This is a genomic window from Allobosea sp. TBD101 (assembly GCF_059817965.1).
The window spans coordinates 170150-186678 of the sequence record NZ_CM187543.1; the positions used below are offsets into that span (position 1 = coordinate 170150).

At 63.3% G+C, this 16529-nt stretch carries 19 protein-coding genes, 1 tRNA gene and 2 pseudogenes; 11 read left to right on the plus strand and 11 right to left on the minus strand.

Annotated features, from left to right (window positions below; genetic code table 11):
• Nucleotides 1-64 precede the first annotated feature (64 nt).
• A complete protein-coding gene (locus tag AC6RIC_RS00830) occupies nt 65-1267 on the plus strand; it encodes a BaiN/RdsA family NAD(P)/FAD-dependent oxidoreductase (protein ID WP_499736531.1) in 1203 nt (400 codons plus the stop codon).
• Nucleotides 1268-1512: 245 nt separating this feature from the next.
• Here the strand turns inward: AC6RIC_RS00830 and AC6RIC_RS00835 are convergent, their stop codons facing one another.
• Both AC6RIC_RS00835 and AC6RIC_RS00840 read right to left on the minus strand, forming a co-directional pair.
• On the minus strand, nt 1513-3747 hold the full coding sequence (locus tag AC6RIC_RS00835; RefSeq protein WP_499734747.1) for an autotransporter outer membrane beta-barrel domain-containing protein: 2235 nt from the start codon (nt 3745-3747) through the stop codon (nt 1513-1515).
• A gap of 83 nt (nt 3748-3830) precedes the next feature.
• Nucleotides 3831-4271, minus strand: a complete 441-nt coding sequence (locus AC6RIC_RS00840; protein WP_499734748.1) for an autotransporter-associated beta strand repeat-containing protein — start codon at nt 4269-4271, stop codon at nt 3831-3833.
• A 501-nt stretch (nt 4272-4772) separates the two neighbouring features.
• On the opposite strand from AC6RIC_RS00840, the gene AC6RIC_RS00845 reads away from it, so the two are divergent.
• Together AC6RIC_RS00845 and AC6RIC_RS00850 are read left to right on the plus strand one after the other, a co-directional pair.
• Nucleotides 4773-5522: a hypothetical protein gene (locus tag AC6RIC_RS00845; protein WP_499734749.1), complete on the plus strand. Its 750-nt coding sequence runs from the start codon at nt 4773-4775 to the stop codon at nt 5520-5522.
• A gap of 4 nt (nt 5523-5526) precedes the next feature.
• Nucleotides 5527-5811, plus strand: a pseudogene (locus tag AC6RIC_RS00850) (helix-turn-helix domain-containing protein).
• A 76-nt stretch (nt 5812-5887) separates the two neighbouring features.
• Here the strand turns inward: AC6RIC_RS00850 and AC6RIC_RS00855 are convergent.
• Both AC6RIC_RS00855 and AC6RIC_RS00860 read right to left on the minus strand, forming a co-directional pair.
• A tRNA-Gly gene (locus AC6RIC_RS00855) sits at nt 5888-5962 on the minus strand.
• 115 nt (nt 5963-6077) lie between these two features.
• Nucleotides 6078-6308 (minus strand): annotated as a pseudogene (locus AC6RIC_RS00860) (dCTP deaminase domain-containing protein); the annotation flags it as partial.
• 603 nt (nt 6309-6911) lie between these two features.
• Between AC6RIC_RS00860 and AC6RIC_RS00865 the strand changes: the two are divergent.
• The 8 genes from AC6RIC_RS00865 (at nt 6912) to AC6RIC_RS00900 (ending at nt 13227) form a co-directional block, all read left to right on the plus strand.
• Entirely contained in the window at nt 6912-7265 is a 354-nt protein-coding gene (locus AC6RIC_RS00865) for a hypothetical protein (RefSeq protein ID WP_265057397.1), read from the plus strand.
• A gap of 123 nt (nt 7266-7388) precedes the next feature.
• Nucleotides 7389-7526, plus strand: coding sequence for a hypothetical protein (locus AC6RIC_RS00870; protein ID WP_499734750.1), 138 nt, complete (start codon nt 7389-7391; stop codon nt 7524-7526).
• 1 nt (nt 7527) lies between these two features.
• Nucleotides 7528-7785: a hypothetical protein gene (locus AC6RIC_RS00875; protein WP_499734751.1), complete on the plus strand. Its 258-nt coding sequence runs from the start codon at nt 7528-7530 to the stop codon at nt 7783-7785.
• Nucleotides 7786-8086: 301 nt separating this feature from the next.
• Nucleotides 8087-9049: a class I mannose-6-phosphate isomerase gene (locus AC6RIC_RS00880; protein WP_499734752.1), complete on the plus strand. Its 963-nt coding sequence runs from the start codon at nt 8087-8089 to the stop codon at nt 9047-9049.
• Nucleotides 9046-11313 (plus strand): glycosyltransferase family 4 protein, encoded by a 2268-nt coding sequence (locus AC6RIC_RS00885; RefSeq protein ID WP_499734753.1) that lies wholly within the window; start codon nt 9046-9048, stop codon nt 11311-11313. The genes AC6RIC_RS00880 and AC6RIC_RS00885 overlap by 4 nt, the downstream gene beginning before the upstream one ends.
• A 39-nt stretch (nt 11314-11352) precedes the next feature.
• Complete coding sequence (locus tag AC6RIC_RS00890; protein WP_499734754.1) at nt 11353-12729, plus strand: glycoside hydrolase family 130 protein; 1377 nt, start codon at nt 11353-11355, stop codon at nt 12727-12729.
• Nucleotides 12726-12956, plus strand: coding sequence for a hypothetical protein (locus AC6RIC_RS00895; protein WP_499734755.1), 231 nt, complete (start codon nt 12726-12728; stop codon nt 12954-12956). Before AC6RIC_RS00890 ends, AC6RIC_RS00895 begins: the two co-directional genes overlap by 4 nt.
• Before the next feature lie 58 nt (nt 12957-13014).
• Nucleotides 13015-13227, plus strand: a complete 213-nt coding sequence (locus AC6RIC_RS00900; protein ID WP_499734756.1) for a hypothetical protein — start codon at nt 13015-13017, stop codon at nt 13225-13227.
• A gap of 65 nt (nt 13228-13292) precedes the next feature.
• On the opposite strand, the gene AC6RIC_RS00905 is transcribed toward AC6RIC_RS00900, so the two are convergent.
• From AC6RIC_RS00905 to trhA, 7 genes are all read right to left on the minus strand, one after another.
• Nucleotides 13293-13496, minus strand: a complete 204-nt coding sequence (locus AC6RIC_RS00905) for a DUF4167 domain-containing protein (protein ID WP_499734757.1) — start codon at nt 13494-13496, stop codon at nt 13293-13295.
• A gap of 14 nt (nt 13497-13510) precedes the next feature.
• A complete protein-coding gene (locus AC6RIC_RS00910) occupies nt 13511-13666 on the minus strand; it encodes a hypothetical protein (protein WP_499734758.1) in 156 nt (51 codons plus the stop codon).
• Nucleotides 13667-13938: 272 nt separating this feature from the next.
• Nucleotides 13939-14199 (minus strand): hypothetical protein, encoded by a 261-nt coding sequence (locus AC6RIC_RS00915; protein WP_499734759.1) that lies wholly within the window; start codon nt 14197-14199, stop codon nt 13939-13941.
• Between the two features lie 657 nt (nt 14200-14856).
• Nucleotides 14857-15126 carry a DUF1488 family protein gene (locus AC6RIC_RS00920; RefSeq protein ID WP_061966613.1) on the minus strand — a complete coding sequence of 90 codons (270 nt, stop codon included), beginning with the start codon at nt 15124-15126 and terminating at the stop codon, nt 14857-14859.
• The gene (locus tag AC6RIC_RS00925) at nt 15123-15410 is read right to left on the minus strand and encodes a hypothetical protein (RefSeq protein WP_089174491.1); all 288 of its coding nucleotides are present in this window, start codon (nt 15408-15410) and stop codon (nt 15123-15125) included. The genes AC6RIC_RS00920 and AC6RIC_RS00925 overlap by 4 nt, the downstream gene beginning before the upstream one ends.
• 8 nt (nt 15411-15418) lie before the next feature.
• Nucleotides 15419-15544 (minus strand): hypothetical protein, encoded by a 126-nt coding sequence (locus AC6RIC_RS00930; protein ID WP_499734760.1) that lies wholly within the window; start codon nt 15542-15544, stop codon nt 15419-15421.
• 312 nt (nt 15545-15856) lie between these two features.
• Nucleotides 15857-16519, minus strand: coding sequence for a PAQR family membrane homeostasis protein TrhA (gene trhA, locus AC6RIC_RS00935; protein WP_499734761.1), 663 nt, complete (start codon nt 16517-16519; stop codon nt 15857-15859).
• Nucleotides 16520-16529: the final 10 nt, after the last annotated feature.

A 16529-nucleotide genomic window follows, 5' to 3' on the forward strand; every position in this document is an offset into this window, starting at 1 on the left:
TGCCATCCGAAACGCTGCGCAACGGCCGTTTGAACCGTTCCGAGGCTAGCCGCATTCGATGTCGATTGAGCGTTACGACACTGTCATCCTGGGTGCCGGTGCCGCTGGAATGATGTGCGCGATCCACGCCGCATCGCGCGGCGGGCGCGTCCTCGTCGTCGATCATGCCAAGGCACCCGGCGAGAAAATCCGCATCTCCGGCGGGGGGCGCTGCAACTTCACGAATATCGGCACGAGCGCGCGTAATTTCCTGTCGAACAACCCGCATTTCGCGAAGTCAGCGCTCGGCCGTTATACGCAGCACGACTTCGTCGCGTTGGTCGAAAAGCACGGCATCGCCTATCACGAGAAGACGCTCGGACAGCTCTTCTGCGATGATTCCGCCAAGGATATCATCGCCATGCTGATGGCCGAGATGGCGCGCGCAGCCTGCGAACTGCGCCTCAGAACCACGCTGGAAAGCCTCGAACGGCTGGATGATGGCTTTGCGATCGCCCTTGGTGGCGATGGAGCCGCCAGAATCCGATGCCGGCAGTTTGTCGTGGCCTGCGGCGGAAAATCCATCCCCAAGATGGGGGCATCCGGCCTTGGCTACCAGATCGCCGGCCAGTTTGGTCTGGCAGTGACGGAAACCCGCCCGGCCCTCGTGCCGCTGACCTTTGGCGAAGACGTCCTTTCCGGGTTTCGCGACATGGCCGGCGTCGCCGCGGATGCGCGGGTCTCCTGCGGCAAGGCCGCGTTCGACGAGGCGCTTCTGTTCACGCATCGCGGGCTTTCAGGCCCCTCGATTCTGCAGATTTCGTCCTATTGGCGCGAGAAGGAGCCGATCAGGATCGCGTTCCTGCCAAAGCAGGACGTGTTTGCCGCCTTGCGCGCGTCCAGACAGGAAAACGGCCGCAGAAGCCTCCCGAATACGCTTGGTGAGATTTTGCCGAAGCGATTGGCGGCTTATCTTGCGGACGCCCATGGCTGGGCAGGCCCCATCGGCGACGCGAGCGACAAGAAGCTCGCCGCGATCGCGTCCACCATTCAGGGCTGGGACGTCATGCCGATCGGATCGGAGGGATACCGAACCGCCGAGGTGACGCTCGGCGGCGTCGATACGTCCGGCCTGAACTCACGGACGATGGAAGCAAGAACGGTCGAGGGCCTGTACTTCATCGGTGAGGTTGTCGACGTGACAGGCTGGCTTGGCGGCTACAACTTCCAATGGGCGTGGTCATCCGGCTGGGCGGCAGGGACCGCCATCGCAGAACGCACCGGCTGAGATGTCCGCGCGGCTCGGGGCCAATTCTTCAACGATCCAGATGCACATCAGCGATGGCTAACAGAGAGCATCATGGCTTCTTCGGCTGTCTTCGAAGATCGCAAGCCGCACTTCGCCATGATCGGGACAAACATGGGCTTGGAGCAGCCTTCTCTCGAAGCCGTCAGACCTCCGATACGCATGAGCTGCCGGTCTCACGGAAGCTCTTTTGATCACCGGCAAAACACCAGACGGGCTCCTGCCCCTTACCAGCTGTAGCGGATGGCGGCCTTTCCGCCGAGGCTGCGGCTGTTCCGGCTGAATTCGCCGTCGAAGCTCGCCACCAGCGAGAGGCCGTTCCTCAGTGACAGCTCGGCGGTGGCCGTGGTGCGTAGCGCGTTGCGGTCCTGCGCCGCGCCCTGAACGAGGAAACCGGTGCCGGGCAGGGAGAGGAAGCCTGCGACAACGCTGCTGCCGGGGTTGAAATTGTGCACCCAGGCCAGTCCGCCACGCAGGGTCAGGGGCAGGCCGCCGAGATCCAACCTCGCATCGGCCCGCAGGCCGAGTTCGCTGCGCGTCGAGGTGGCGTCCTTGTCCGCATAGGACAGCGCGAAGAGGCCGGGGCCGCCCAGCGCCGTCTCGACATAGGACGGCAGCGAGACCCGGGTCAGTTGCAGCGCCCCGTAGGGCGTCAGGCCGAAGGAGCCGAGCGCGAAGCGGTGGCCGGCATCGATCCGGCCGGCCCAGCTGTTGACGTTGAAGCGGCCCTGGAGCCGGTCGAGGCCGGCGACACTGCGGTCGGTGGTGACATCCTGCCAGCCATAGGCCAGCGCGGCGGAGACATAGCTCTGCCCGAAATGCTGGCGGATGAAGGCGCCGGCCTGGAACAGGTCGGAGCTGCCCGAGCCCAGCCCGTAAGTGTTGAAGTTGGCGCCGCCGCCGCCCAGGGCGAAGCCGGCGACGGTCGAGGGCGTCAACCTGTAGTCGGCGCCGACGGCCGCGCCATAGACCCGGTCGGTGACGGCGGAGGTCCCAGCCGCACTATCGGCGCCGGTGAAGCGCGCGGCGCCGAAGCCGCTGCCCCAGACGCTCCAGCGCCAGGCATCGGGATCGGCTGTCAAAGGCAGCTTCCGCGTCGGCAGGTCCATCGCCTTGTCGGAGGCGGAGGAATAGCCGGCAAACCCATCCGGTCCCGGCGCGAGCGGTATGCCACGGCCCTCCGGCGAGGGATCGACCATCGTGCCCATGAACAGGTTCATTGCGTCGCGGCTGACCGTCTGGACGCCGTTCGCCGGTTCGCCGGCCGCCTGCGACAGCCCGGCAGGCGTCAGGCTGCCGAACACCATCGGGATGCCGCCATGGCTGTTGAAATAGCCGGTCAGAGCATTGGCGACGCCGCTCTGGTTCGGATTGAGGCCGCTATTGGGAAAGAGCGTAGGCGTGCTGGTCGGCGGCGTGTAGTCCAGCGTCAGGTCGAGATAGGCGTTGTTGGGATCGTAGCTCAGGCCGGACTTGAAGCCCGCAGGCAGATTGGTGTCGACCTTGCTGCCGAAGGTGCCGCTGACGCCGCCCGTCGCATTGACGATCGTGTACTGCTTGGCGACATAGGTTCCCGGAGCGAAGCTCGCGGCGACGGTCGCTCCTCCGAGCGTGGCCGCACCGCCGACATTGACCCGGTCGGCATTCGACGGCGAGACCTCCACCGCATAGGTCGAACCGGCCGTGAAAGCGAGGTTGCCGGCGATGGCGAGCGTGCCGATCGAGTTGCCGGGCGCCAGCGTGCCGCCAGAGATCGTGGTCGGGCCGACCGTGCCGTTGCCGCCGAGCCTACCGCCAGCCGCGACCGTGACGGCCGAACCGGCGATCGAACCGTTCACCGATAGGGTGCCGCCCGACACGATGGTCGGCCCGATATAGGTGTTGGTGCCCGACAGCGTCAGCATGCCCGCGCCGGACTTGGACAGCGAGCCCGTGCCGGTGATCGCCCCGGCGAAGCTGGTGTTGGTCGCCTGGTTGACGGTCAGGGCCGCACTGCCCAGTCCAACTGTGCCGCCCATGCCGGACAGCGAGGCGGTGGTCAGCGCGAAGTTGTTCAGGTCGAGCGTGCCACCATTCACCACATAGGCGCTGTTGCCGACGAAGGCGCCCGCCACGCCTTGCCTCAACGTGCCATCGGAGACAGCCGTGAGACCAGAGTAGCTATTGGCGCCCGACAGCGTCAGCGTGCCCGCGCCGGACTTGGACAGCGAGCCCGTGCCGGTGATTGCTCCGGCGAAGCTGGTGTTGCTGGCCTGGTCGACAGTCAGGGCGGCGCTGCCCAGAGCGACCGTGCCGGCCGTGCCGGACAGCGAGGAGGCGGTCAGCGCGAAGTTGTTCAGGTCGAGCGTGCCGCCATTCACCGCATAGGCACCGTTGCCGACGAACGCGCCCGCCGCGCCTTGCCTCAACGTGCCATCGGAGACAGCCGTGAGACCAGAATAGCTGTTGGCGCCTGACAGCATCAGCGTGCCCGCGCCGGTCTTGGACAGCGAGCCCGTGCCGGTGATCGCCCCTGCGAAGCTGGTGTCGGTCGCCTGGTCGACGGTCAGGGCGCACTGCCCAGCGCGACCGTGCCACCCGTACCGGACAGCGAAGAGGCGGTCAGCGCGTAGTTGTTCAGGTCGAGCGTGCCGCCATTCACCGTATAGGCGCTGTTGCCAACGAGGGCGCCCGTCGCACCCTGCATCAGTGTGCCGCCGGAGACCGTGGTACCGCCGGTGTAGCTGTTGGCGGCCGACAGCGTCAGCGTGCCCGCGCCGGTCTTCGACAGCGAGCCCGTGCCGGTGATGACGTTGGACAGGGCAAAGCCGGTCGGCTGCTTGAACTCCAGCGAGCCGGTGACGCTGATATTGCCGGTGAGGCTGGCGCCCGTGTTGAGCGTCAGCGCATTGGCACCGCCCGTGAAGGTGATGGCGTCGGCCCGTGATCCGCCGCCGCCTGCCGTGCCGCCAGTGACGCCGACGGTGCTGCCCAGGGTTAGATTCACGCCGGTTCCGACGATGCCCGCTCCGCCCGTTCCACCGACGCCGCCTGTTGAGAGTGTCCCAACCGCAACGCCACCCGCCCCGCCATTTCCGCCCTGGATCGCGCTGTCGATCGTGAAGGTCCCGCCATTCAGAATGTACAGGCCCGCTCCGCCCGCTCCACCGACGCCGCCTATTGAGAGTGTCCCACCCCCAGCGCCACCCGCCCCGCCATCCCCACCCTGGATCGCACTGTTGATCGTGAAGGTCCCGCCATTCAGAATGTACAGGCCCATTCCACCCGAACCGCCACCGCCTCCCACGTAATCAGCGCCGCCAGCTCCTCCCGCTCCGCCAATCACGTTGACGGAAAGTGCGCCCGTTGCTGCTCCCAGCACAGCGCCGTAGCCGCCCGCACCACCACCGCCGCCGGTGCCGTTGCCGCCGGGATCGCTCCCACCTGCACCGCCCATCCCGCCACTGACTGCGGTCATGGGCAAGGTCGAGCCAGTGTCGACAAAGCCATGGGCACCACCACCACCGCCGCCTCCGCCTCTACTGGAATTGCCAGCGCTGCCTGCTGTCCCGCCAGCGCCAGCGGTTGCCCCGCCCGCCCCGCCGGCGCCCGCGCCACCATGTCCTCCAGCGCCGCCAGTTTCACCGGCGCCGCCGCCGCCTCCACCGAAAAAAGCGCTGTTAATGCCGCTCGCGCTGCCCCCACTGCCGCCGACGCCGGTCGTGCTGTCCGTGCCGCCGGAACCGCCCCTTGCAGCGCCGCCCTTGCCGCCATCAGCCCAGGCCGGTGCGGCGGCCAGCAGGAGCGCCAGCGCCGAGGTGCCGGCCAGAATCCGCTGCCGGAGCGTTCCGTTGCAGTCCCGGTTCGTCATCGTCAGCCCCAGTCCAATCGTGTCAGGCGGGCAGACACGCAGCCCCCAGGTCGTCAAGAGTCCGGCGCGGCCATTACGGCTCGTCAGCCGGGGTATTCATTCCACGATCCGGCACGGGAATGTGAAGTATCCGAATCGAAATCGCGCAAGGTGGCAGGCGGCGACATCCACGGAATGCCGCACGCCATTACGGCATGCCCTTACGGGATTCGGCAACTCTTGACAGGGATGCGCTTCGTCAAGCCTCGGCATCGTTGCCAGGAGGCCACATTGACGAAAGCCGAGGGGCGTTTCGGACGGATCGCCAAAGCCTCACCTTCAGTGCTGGGGTTCCGGCTGCTCGACGAGGGGCAACCTCGAACGTCGCCGCGAAATTGCCAGCTCTGAGCACATGGATAGGCGCAAGCTGATCGGAGAAAATCCTGCGCGTTTGCGGAAGGCACGCGGCCTGTCTCAGGAGCAGGCCGGAGCGCGCTCGGGCTTCAGCTGATGGTATATCAGCGGCCTCGAACGCGGGCGCCGAAATCCGACGATCATCTCGCTCTACGATCTGGCCAATGCCATCGGTGTGAGGGCTGCTGATCTCATCGCAAATGAGGTTGCTGAAGCGAACGAGTCGAAGCCTTCCGACGTGGCTCAACCGGCGCAAGCAGGTCCGAAGCCCAAGAGCGATTGAATCGCTCGGCTCGTAGCTGCTACGTAGCTTCTGACATTCAGGGCTTCGAGGATATGGGTTTAACCCATTGAAATATTGGAGCGGGCGATCGGGATCGAACCGACGACATTCAGCTTGGGAAGCTGACGTTCTACCACTGAACTACGCCCGCATGCCCTTCACGCAGACGAAGCAACGCGCGGCAGGCCCGCGTTCATAGCGGGTCCGGACCGAAGTGTCATCCGGGAATCGCCGGTGATCGCCGGAAGACGCGAGCTGGTGACCACTCAGCTCTTGAAGTGCTTGGACAGCTTCAGGGCCTGGCCCTGGTAATTCGACTTGAGGTCGGCGCCGTAGAGCGCTTCCGGCCGGGCCGCCATGCTCTCGTAGACAAGGCGCCCGACGATCTGGCCGTCCTCGATGATGAAGGGCACATCGCGGGAACGGACTTCGAGCACGGCCCGGGCGCCCTGGCCGCCGGCCGCGCGATGACCGAAGCCGGGATCGAAGAAACCGGCTGAAATATCCGGTATAGAGTGTTCCCCGTCGCGCTTCGAATCCGATCCATCTATTTGATTTGGCGGAAAAACTAGCCCGAAAGGCTCCAATTTACGGAGAGCTCGTGTCCCCTTGAATGTGTTCCCTACGTGCTCAACTGGCGCGTTGATTACAACACCGCACACTCTAACTCGCAGCTCGAATGGCAAGCCCCAATTGTCTTTGCTTCGACATTCACCCCGCGTCGAGCTTTGGCGTTCTATGCGATAAGCCCAGCGCCACAGCCCGCTGCTTCTCCTCTCGCGGAGCCGTGCCGCGCGCGGCGCGCGGGAAATGGTCCAACGCGCAACTTTGGCCCTTAGCTGACATCTGGAAGGTCTGCTTCCGGGCAGCGCGATGTGGCCGGCAAGCGCATCATCTCGAATGAGCAAGGCTTGGGAACCATATGATCCGATTTCCCTGCAGCTGAAGCAAAATTTTCGGCATCAGGAAAGTACGTAAATCGCGAAACGAAAATAATATTCGATCTCGCTTTCGTGAGATAAATAAACAGGATTATTTTCTAATTCTATGATACATTATTTTACGGGAGGTTTTTCTTCCGCAAATCGGAAGGATTTTCCATGAAAATCCCCTCTCAAACCAAACCTGCCATCTGGGGCGCCGTTGGCGGCGCTGTTGCCCTTGCCGTTCTCGGCTTCACCTGGGGTGGGTGGTCCACCGCTTCGTCGAGCGAACGTGTCGCGAAGCTCCGGGCTGAGAATGCCGTTGTCGCGGCCTTGTCCCCGATCTGCGTGAGCAACTTTCAAAAGCAACCCAATGCCGATGCCGCCCTCGCCGAGCTGAAGAAGATCAGTTCGTGGAGCCAGGGCGATTTCATCGCCAAGGGCGGCTGGGCCACGATGATCGGCAGCACGTCGCCGGACTCGGCCGTCGCCAAGGCCTGCGCCGAAACGCTCGGCATGTCCAAGACCTGAGACGACCGCAACGGCGACAGCCTTACGCGGCGACATCGCCCGTCGATCATGAACCATTCCGCGTGAGCAGCGCGGAGATGGTGGAGTTCATGTCGCCTCCCTGCTCGGCAAGAGGAGTTTCATATGGCCAAGGGACAGATGCGCGGCAACCGAGAAGCCAAGAAGCCCAAGAAGAAAAAGGAAGCGGCGGCAGTGCCCGTATCGGCGAAGGGTCTGCCGGCAGCGCTCGAACTTGCGGGAAAGCCGAAGAAGAAGAGCTGACGTGAACATTCGCAGCCGAGAAACCACGGTCACGTTCAGGAAGCCCTTCAGGCTGAGCGCCTTAGACCATATGCAGCCTGCCGGTACCTACCGCGTGGTGGTCGACGAGGAGGAGATTCCAGCTACCTCGTTCCTCGCTTACCGCCAGATCGCCACCATGCTGCACACGCCATCGCTATTTTCGTCTGGCAGCTCCCAGGTGTTCACGGTGAGCCCGGGCGAACTGGCCAGCGCGGTGGAGGCTGATATCAGCGCCTAGAATGACGCCGGCGAGGAGGCACACGCGCCGGCCTTCGTCGATCCTACATGCTGCATCGCGCGGCGGGCGCATTTGACGCCTGATCTCAGCCATGGCGCGTTTCGATGCCACTTCGAGCGGCTCGATCGTTTGGAAGACTGCTTCAAAACCGGGAGTGCGGCTGGCGCCCTTCTGACTCGCCATCCAGCCGACGCAGCTCGCGATACGCGATTTCTTGCGCCGGCCCCCGCGAGCCGCCGCTACCCAAGGCCGCGCGCGACGATCCATCCGCCGATTTCCCGCCGTACGAACCAGGAGCCCTATGATGGCGCTCGAACAAGCCTGCATCGAGATGATCTCCAAGCCCTGGGGATCGACTGACCTTCTACCCTGGAGCGGGATCGGGCATCCCGGCGTTCCGATCGGTGAACTCTGGTTCCAGCGCTGCAAGAAGCATGCACCGGAGCCAGCCTTGCTGCTCAAACTCCTGTTCACGCAGGAGGCTCTGTCGATCCAAGTGCATCCGGACGATGTTGCCGCCCACGGGATGGGGTTGCCGCGCGGCAAGACAGAAGCCTGGTACATCCTGTCCGCAGCCTCTAACGCCACGGTTGGAGTCGGGCTCAAGGCGGTCGTCACCCCGGAGCACCTGCGGGTTGCTATTGCCGATGGCTCGATCGCCCAGCTTGTCGCCTGGCACAAGCCGGCCGCGGGCGAGGTCATCGCCGTTCCGGCGGGAACGATTCACGCGATCGGCCCAGGCCTCGTGCTGGCCGAAATCCAACAGCGCAGCGACGCGACATTCCGCCTCTTCGACTATGGCCGCGCTCGTGAACTGCATATCGAGCAAGGCGTTGCGGTCGCTCATGCAGGCCCCACGAGACGCGTCGTGCCGACGCGGCTCCTGAGCGACGTCCGGACCCTGCTCGTCGCAACCCCCTACTTTGTCTTCGAGCGGATTGATCTGCCTGCCGGATCGATCTGGGAGCTCGATGCGCGATGCGAGACCTGGCTGGTCGCTATCGCTGGCGCTGCCGCCATCGGCGCGTTCCAAATCGGCGTCGGTCAGGGCTGCTTCGTCGAGGCACAGGGCGTGCGCATCGCGCCTGGCAAAGCAGGCCTGTCCTGCCTCATCGCCTATGACGCGGTGGCACCCAGCCGCGATCTCCTGCGCCGTGTCGACGGCGACGGCATGCCCCGGTTCCGCGAGACGGTTTCACCGCCGACAGGGCCGCCGCAGGCCGTTTTGAATTCGCCAGCTCCGTCCACGGAGGCACGAGCATGAGCCCGACCAAACGCATCGCCTTCATCGGCAACTCGCTGCCCCGCCGCTGCGGGATCGCGACCTTCACCACCGATCTGCAGCAGGCGATCGCATCCTCCGATGTCGATACCTCCATCGTCGCCATGAATGACCATGCCGAGGGCTACGACTATCCGTTTTCCGTGCACTGCCAGATTTCCGACCAGCGGCTCGAAGACTATGCGCGTGCCGCCGACTTCCTGAACGAGGGCCGCTTCGACGTCGTTTCCCTCCAACACGAGTTCGGCATCTTCGGCGGTGAAGCCGGGAGCCATATCATGGCGCTGCTGTCGCGCCTGACCATGCCCGTCGTCACAACGCTGCACACCGTCCTGGCCGAACCCGATGCTGCGCAGCGCGACGTGATGGAACGGATCGTCGATGCCTCGGCTCGCGTGGTCGTCATGGCGGAGAAGGCGCGCGACCTGTTGCGGACCGTCTATCGATTGCCGGCGGACAAGATCGAGGTGATCGCGCACGGCATTCCCGAATTTGCCTTTGTCGAGCCCGATGAAGCCAAGGAAAGGCTGGGCTTCGGCGACAAATCCGTCATCCTGACTTTCGGCTTGCTGTCGCCCAACAAGGGCATCGAGGTGATGATCGACGCGATGCCCTCGATCCTGAGGCGCCGCCCCGATGCAATGTATGTCGTTCTGGGCGCGACACATCCTCATCTCGTTCGCGAGCATGGCGAGGCCTATCGCGAAAGTCTGATGGCGCGTGTGCGCGAGCTCGGGGTCGAGGATCACGTCGTCTTCCTCGACCGGTTCGTCGATCAAGCGACGCTGCTCGGCTTCATCTCCATGTGTGATGTCTATGTCACGCCTTATCTCAACGAGGCGCAGATGACGTCGGGCACGTTGTCCTACAGTTTCGGGCTGGGCAAGGCCGTGGTTTCAACGCCCTATTGGCACGCCAGGGAATTGCTCGCCGATGGGCGTGGCATCTTGGTGCCGTTCGGCGATGCCGTCGCCATCGGCAACGAGATCGCAGGCCTGCTGACCGATGCGCCCAGGCGCCAGGCCATGAGGCTGCGCGCCTATGCGAGCAGCCGGTCGATGACCTGGGAGCGAACCGCGAAACGCTATCTCGCCGCCTTCGAGACGGCCCGTCGCGGTCGTGTGCTGAACGCTGTTGCGGGCTCAAGCCAGCCGAGGGCCCTGCCGGCAATGGCGCCGCCGCCGGAGATGCAGACCGGCCACCTCCTGTCCATGTGCGACGATACCGGGCTGTTCCAGCACGCGGTTCATTCCGTGCCGGACCGCTCGCATGGCTATTGCGTCGATGACAATGCCCGCGCTCTGCTCCTCGCCAATGCTCTGACCAATACCGGTGAGGCGCGCCTGCCGGACGCGCTGACGGCACGCTTCGCTTCCTTCGTCCAGCATGCCTGGAATCCTGATCGACGGCGCTTCCGCAACTTCATGAGCTTCGACCGGCGCTGGCTCGAAGAAGCCGGATCGGAAGACAGCCACGGACGCACACTCTGGGCGCTGGGTGTCTGCGCGCGCGACGATACGAGCGCTTCGCGGCGGCGATGGGCGGCCGCCCTGTTCACCGAGGCCCTGCCCATTGTCGAGAGCTTCAGCTCCCCGCGTGCCTGGGCCTTTGCCTTGCTGGGCCTCGACGCTCATTGCTCCGCCGCGGTGGCCATCTCGCTCCGTGCGCGTCTCGCCGACCGCCTGCTCGGCCTGCTCGCGACGGTCGAGACGCCGGACTGGATCTGGTTCGAGGATGGGCTCTCCTACGACAATGCGCGCCTGCCCCAAGCCCTGATCGCGACGGGACTGGCGACGAAGGAGCCGGCCTATATCGAGGCTGGCCTGCGGTCGCTGTGTTGGCTCACACATCTCCAGACGACGCGGGCTGGCCTGTTCAGGCCGATCGGTTCGGAGAGCTTCGGCGACAGGCGCAGCGTACCGAAGGCTTTCGATCAGCAGCCGTTGGAGGCGACGGCAGCGATTTCAGCCTGCCTCGCAGCTTGGCGCGCCGATGGCGATCCGGAATGGCGCAACGAAGCCGCACGCGCTTTCGCCTGGTTCCTGGGCGACAACGACCTCTCCACGCCCCTGGTCGACCTGGACACCGGCGCCTGCCGTGACGGCCTCCATCGCGATCGGCCAAATGAGAACCGCGGCGGTGAATCCGTCGTATCGTACCTGCTCAGCCTCGCCGAGATTCGCCAGCTTGCCCGCGTTACTGGGGATCGCCCGAAACTGGCGCCTCTTCGGGTCTTGCACGCCTGATCTTTCTGCGACCTTGCTCAAAACAGATCGGCGGACGTCTTGTCCCAGCCCAGTTTCCTGAACAGGCAGACCCTGTACCTGCATCCCGACCCCTCCCGGGTCGTCGTGCGTCGGTTCGGCCCCGCGGGCGAGCCAGGGGATTTCCATCCTGCCGAGAAGGCCAAGGCGAACCATATCGTCGAGCGGGTGCTGTCGCTCGACCCGGAGGCAGCGGCAAGCCTGCTCGCCGAGGTGCTTGAAAACTTCAACGGCCGGCACCGCAATCTTCTGGAGCGTTTCGAGGCGCGCGCCGACGAAATGGAGGATGCCTTCGCCGCACACGCCGCCTTCACCAGGGTCCAGCGCCAGTTGGTCGGAGCCTATTTCCTGCACGAGTATTCATTCGAGGCGGCCGCACTCTTCAATCCCAGCATCGTCGCACATCCCGACCAGTCCGGCGCTCCCACAGGCGGGCTTCGCTTCATCCTCAGCGTTCGCGCCGTCGGAGAGGGGCACATCTCGTCCCTGACGTTCCGCTTCGGGTCGGTCGCGGCCGGCGGCGAAGTCAGCGTCGACCCGACCTCGCGCCTGGCGACGATCGCCACCTTGCACAACCGGATGGCGCGGCTCGATGGCGAGGATGTCGAGGTCGCCTTCGCGGCTGATAGCGACATCAGCGAGCGGGTGATCTTTCCCGTGACCGCAGCCCAGTCGAACGGCATCGAGGACGCACGCTTCGTTGCGTTCGAGGAAGATGACGGCACGTTCTATCGCGCCACCTACACAGCCTATGACGGCAGGTCGATTCGCTCGGAGCTGATCGAGACCCGCGACTTCCTGTCGTTTCGGCTGTCGCCGCTGCGCGGCTCCGCCGCCGTGAACAAGGGCATGGCGCTGTTTCCGCGCAAACTCGGCGGGCGCTATGCGATGATCTCCCGGCAGGACAATGAAAACCTCCACCTGATCTATTCGGATGATCTCCTGACCTGGAACGGCGGGGTCGCGATCCTGAGGCCGCAATACCCGTGGGAGTTCGTCCAGATCGGCACCTGTGGCTCGCCGATCGAGCTCGACGAAGGCTGGCTGCTCCTGATTCACGGCGTCGGGGCCGTGCGAAAATACACGATCGGTGCGGTTCTGCTCGACAAGGCGGACCCTTCGAAAGTGCTGGGGCGCCTGCGCCAGCCTTTCGTCCAGCCCGAGCCTTCGGAACGGGAAGGCTACGTGCCGAACGTCGTCTACACCTGTGGTGCGCTGCGGCACGGCGACATGATCGTCCTGCCTTATGCGGTCTCGGACACGTTCTGCCATTTCGCCACGGTAAAGATCGCTCCGCTGCTGGAAGCGATGGAGCCGGGCAGCGCAGTCACGAATGCGCCCGGCAAAGACAAGCGGCTTCCCGCCGGACAGCCCACTCTCGAAAGCGAAAAGCCATGACCGAACGTTCCATCAAGGTCGGCGACACCGTGAGCCTGTCGTTTGGCTTCGCCGATCGCTCTGGAGAAGGCGATTACGAGATTATCCGCGTGATGCCGGCGCGGGAGAGCGGTGAGCGTCACTACCGGGTTCGAGGCATCGACGGCCGCGAAAGGGCGATCGGGCACGACCAGATCATCGTTTCACAAGCAAAAGCTAAATCGCCGGTATCCGGCTCTCAAGGATGATCCGGAGCGACGACCGGGCGGAGCGGCGGCTGTAGCCGCCCATCAGGAGGAAAGCAGAATGACCGAGCACTCAAAATCCCGGACCCAGGCGGAGTCTGCGTTCCTGAAGACGCAGACTCAATCGCTGTCGCGGAGTCGCCTTCTGTCGGAGACTGAAAGCCTCAACCAGGAGCGCGACGCGAAGACGGCCCGGCTGAAGGAACAGCGGTTGCGCAAGGAGGCTGATGAGCGCGCAGGCGGCGCTACAGTCCCGCCGAGAAATCGATCGTGAAACTGCTGGGCTCGCTGCGCGGTATCGCGATCGTCGATCGTCAGCCGGAGCAGGTCTGACTCCCGCTAAGCGGCTTGGTTATTCAACAGGCGACGATAGTGATCGGCCTGCTGATAGAAGCGCTCGGCTTCAACTTTGTCGCCGATCATTTCCGACCCGCGTGCGAGGGTGAGCGTTCGCTCGTATCTGGATTGAAGGTCGGGCGCTCGCGGTGCCTCGACCCGGCCACCTCGATTCTGAGGGCGTCGCTCGCGATGATTCAGATTCATGGTTCTTCTCCCCCTCAACCCAGGATCTCAGCGACGATCTCACGCAATTCAGCGCGCGAGAGACCGCCGGAAACGGGTTTGCAGATCGGTGCAGGGCGCGGAGACAAAGGTGCTGGCGCTGCCTTGCCGATACCGTGTTCTTTTTTGTTCTTGTCGATGGTTTTGTTCATGTGAATCCCATAGCGCGCGGCTCGGCCACGCGACGTGTCAAACGGCCGGCATCATGCCGGCAGCGGATGCCGCAAAGCGGCGAGCGATGTCGAAAGAGGAAAGAAGTCGGGCAAACCGCGATTTCGCGATGCCAGATAAACGACTCCGTCGATCGTTTATTACTGGACGATCATTGTGGCCGTTTGACGTCCCTGTGATACCAAGTCGAACGGCAACGCGCTTCGGAGCAATCCAGCGACAAAGCTGACGCCGCTCGATCCACGATCTTCGTTCAAGCGACTTGATCGAACTCCGGTAACGGGCGCCCCACGACTGCCATATACTGGTCTGTCCAGTCGGTAACGGCGAGTTCAACCGCTATGCCACCTTCGCATTGAAGGAGAATTTTGTAGGAAAACTCGCTCGGATCGACAAATTCCGTATCGCAGATCAGATACCCGACCCAATAATGCTCCTGATGCGTGCCAAACTGATATTTGGCGGGCAGCCTTCGGCCACTGCGTAAAGCGACCGAGCCGGTTCCGTTGAGCATGGTTTGTGTCTCCGCTTGGTGGCGTCAGTGGCGCCACGACGGTCATTTCCAGAAGCGGTATGGAGACAACTGTAGCTGAACTGAGCGCTCTTTCGATGCGCGTCGCAAGTCACGTTTTAGGTATTGTGAGCTTCTGATTTTGCTGAAGGCGGCAGAGATTCAGTGAAATTTGCAGAATTATTTTACAACGCAAAGAAAACGAAGCTTAAATCAAGCTTCGGTGAGTGCGTTTTACAAACAACTCCGCGACGCCGTGCCAATAACTTGGCTGGTCGCCCGTATCACGACGTCACGTTCGATTTGCGTAGGGAGGTACATCGACGAGCGTCCCGATGAGGCGGAGCAAGGCCTGTTGCTCGGGACGGTCCGACTTTCCTGAGACGAGGAAGGCTCCCAATTCGATATGCGACAGCTGGCCACCTCCCGGACCATTCGGTTGATGGATCACGAATGCTGAACCGCTCGTCGGCTCCCGCCCCAGAAACCAGCAGTCGCCGGTGGGACTGCGATATAGCTCTCGCCGTTCGCTCATGATGTCGCGCGCTCCTGCGATTGACGATGGCTGGACAAAGGCGAAGTTGCCATGTGAGGCAGGCCGAAGCCCACCTGCCGCCCGCGCTGATCCGCTACGCGCGGCCGATAGCCTCCCTGCCCTTGCTAGCGGAAGGCGTCGGCCGAGAGCCGATGATAGCCCCCGCGCTTCTTCAGATAGGCGGAGCGAGCGGCCTGCAATATGGCTGAGCGATTGAGGTCGAATGCGACAAGGAACGAACCCTCGCTTCCGTCGATGACAGCGGGGCTTAAAGTCCGCAGAACGTCGAGCTCGATCTGGAACATGACTTCCAATGACGCTTCAGAGCCCCAGAAGCTTACGCAGCCCCGGCCAGGTTCGTAACGCCGGATCGAGTTGGGAAAGTCGAGGCTCATGACCGGTGCCCCCCGCCAAGACGCACCAGCTCAGCCTGATAGGCCTCGACATGGCGCCGCTTCCGCTTCTTTCGTAGCCAGATGCCAACGGGAAACGCGATCAGCGAGCCGACAACAACCAACGACAAGTGGGGTATCAGCGGCAGGTCATAGAACCTGCCCGCTCCCCACATGCCGACGCTGAAGAGCGCCATGCCGATCATTCCATAGATCAGGGCCGAGGCCTCCGGCGCTGGGGCATAGCCTGCGGCTGCAAGCCGAGCCTTTTCCAGATGCGGTTCCATGGATGGCATCATTTCAGCACGAGGGCGAAGACCAGTGCGAACGCGGCGATGAGGCCACCATGCGCGATCCAAACCGGATAGCGGTCTGCGGCCCAAACGCGATAAATGAACCAGTGGCCGGAAATATTTGTCATGGCCGGGCTCCGTTTTGCCCAGATCGGGGCGCTTCGCGCAAATTCCCTGAAGTAAATTCCCGATGCGTTTCGAGATTGCTTTAAAATGGTGTGCGTAAGATGGTTTTACAAGGCAAGGAGCTATGTCGTTTCATATTATTTCGAATCTAACGATTATAATCGTATTTCATGAGTGTTAAATCGATTTTTTGATCGAACACTGTCACTTGATGTCTCAAATTGTCATGCGGGCTGGTGGCGAGCGCCGCCGGCAAAGATGGGCTCCAACTGAAGATCACTCCGTAGAATGCGGATGTCCGTATCGACCACAGCTCACGCAGCCGGCGCTATCGCGTACGCCCGAAACACAGCCCCATAGAAGCAGCCGGAAGCCACGAGGACGAAGCCGTGCCAGATCGCATTCTGGAACGGCAGGCTTTCCCAGATATGGAAGATGACGCCGATCGAATAGAGGATGCCGCCTGCGACGATCAGCCAGAGGGTCATCGCAGGCAGGAGGCTGACACTCTCCCAGATCAGGAGCCCGCTCCACCCGATCAAGAGATAGAGTGCAATCGACAGCCGGTCGAACCGGCCGGGCAAAGCCACTTTAATCGCGACGCCGACAGTGGCTGCTAGCCACACGATGGCGAGAAGAGCCTGGGCGACAATGCTCGCGCTCAGCTTCATCAGGAATGGGGTGTAGGTGCCGGCTATCAGCACGTAGATCGCCGAATGGTCGAAACGCCTGATGAACCATTTGCGCGGTGAGATCGGCCACATGTTGTAGGTGGCCGAGACGATCAGAACTGCGAGGAGCGCGGCGCCATAGATCGAAACGGGAAGCAGGTCGAACAGCGGCGCGCTGTTGGCGACCTGGACGATCAACGTCGCGACGGCCCCTAGCCCCAGGACAACACCGAGGACATGGATCACGCCGTCAGCCCAGAGCTCGGCACGCTTGAAGACGAAACGTCCTACGACGGGAACGTTCACAGCGTTTCCT

Bases quoted from the DNA above. Each gene is read 5' to 3' on its own strand.
- AC6RIC_RS00835 (WP_499734747.1), bottom strand. From the start codon at position 3,747: ATGCTGTCAGGCGCCAACAGCTATTCTGGTCTCACGGCTGTCTCCGAT.
- AC6RIC_RS00845 (WP_499734749.1), top strand. From the start codon at position 4,773: ATGGGCACCACCACCACCGCCGCCTCCGCCTCTACTGGAATTGCCAGC.
- AC6RIC_RS00865 (WP_265057397.1), top strand. From the start codon at position 6,912: ATGAAAATCCCCTCTCAAACCAAACCTGCCATCTGGGGCGCCGTTGGC.
- AC6RIC_RS00870 (WP_499734750.1), top strand. From the start codon at position 7,389: ATGGCCAAGGGACAGATGCGCGGCAACCGAGAAGCCAAGAAGCCCAAG.
- AC6RIC_RS00880 (WP_499734752.1), top strand. From the start codon at position 8,087: ATGATGGCGCTCGAACAAGCCTGCATCGAGATGATCTCCAAGCCCTGG.
- AC6RIC_RS00885 (WP_499734753.1), top strand. From the start codon at position 9,046: ATGAGCCCGACCAAACGCATCGCCTTCATCGGCAACTCGCTGCCCCGC.
- AC6RIC_RS00895 (WP_499734755.1), top strand. From the start codon at position 12,726: ATGACCGAACGTTCCATCAAGGTCGGCGACACCGTGAGCCTGTCGTTT.
- AC6RIC_RS00900 (WP_499734756.1), top strand. From the start codon at position 13,015: ATGACCGAGCACTCAAAATCCCGGACCCAGGCGGAGTCTGCGTTCCTG.
- AC6RIC_RS00905 (WP_499734757.1), bottom strand. From the start codon at position 13,496: ATGAATCTGAATCATCGCGAGCGACGCCCTCAGAATCGAGGTGGCCGG.
- AC6RIC_RS00910 (WP_499734758.1), bottom strand. From the start codon at position 13,666: ATGAACAAAACCATCGACAAGAACAAAAAAGAACACGGTATCGGCAAG.
- AC6RIC_RS00915 (WP_499734759.1), bottom strand. From the start codon at position 14,199: ATGCTCAACGGAACCGGCTCGGTCGCTTTACGCAGTGGCCGAAGGCTG.
- AC6RIC_RS00920 (WP_061966613.1), bottom strand. From the start codon at position 15,126: ATGAGCCTCGACTTTCCCAACTCGATCCGGCGTTACGAACCTGGCCGG.
- AC6RIC_RS00925 (WP_089174491.1), bottom strand. From the start codon at position 15,410: ATGGAACCGCATCTGGAAAAGGCTCGGCTTGCAGCCGCAGGCTATGCC.
- AC6RIC_RS00930 (WP_499734760.1), bottom strand. From the start codon at position 15,544: ATGACAAATATTTCCGGCCACTGGTTCATTTATCGCGTTTGGGCCGCA.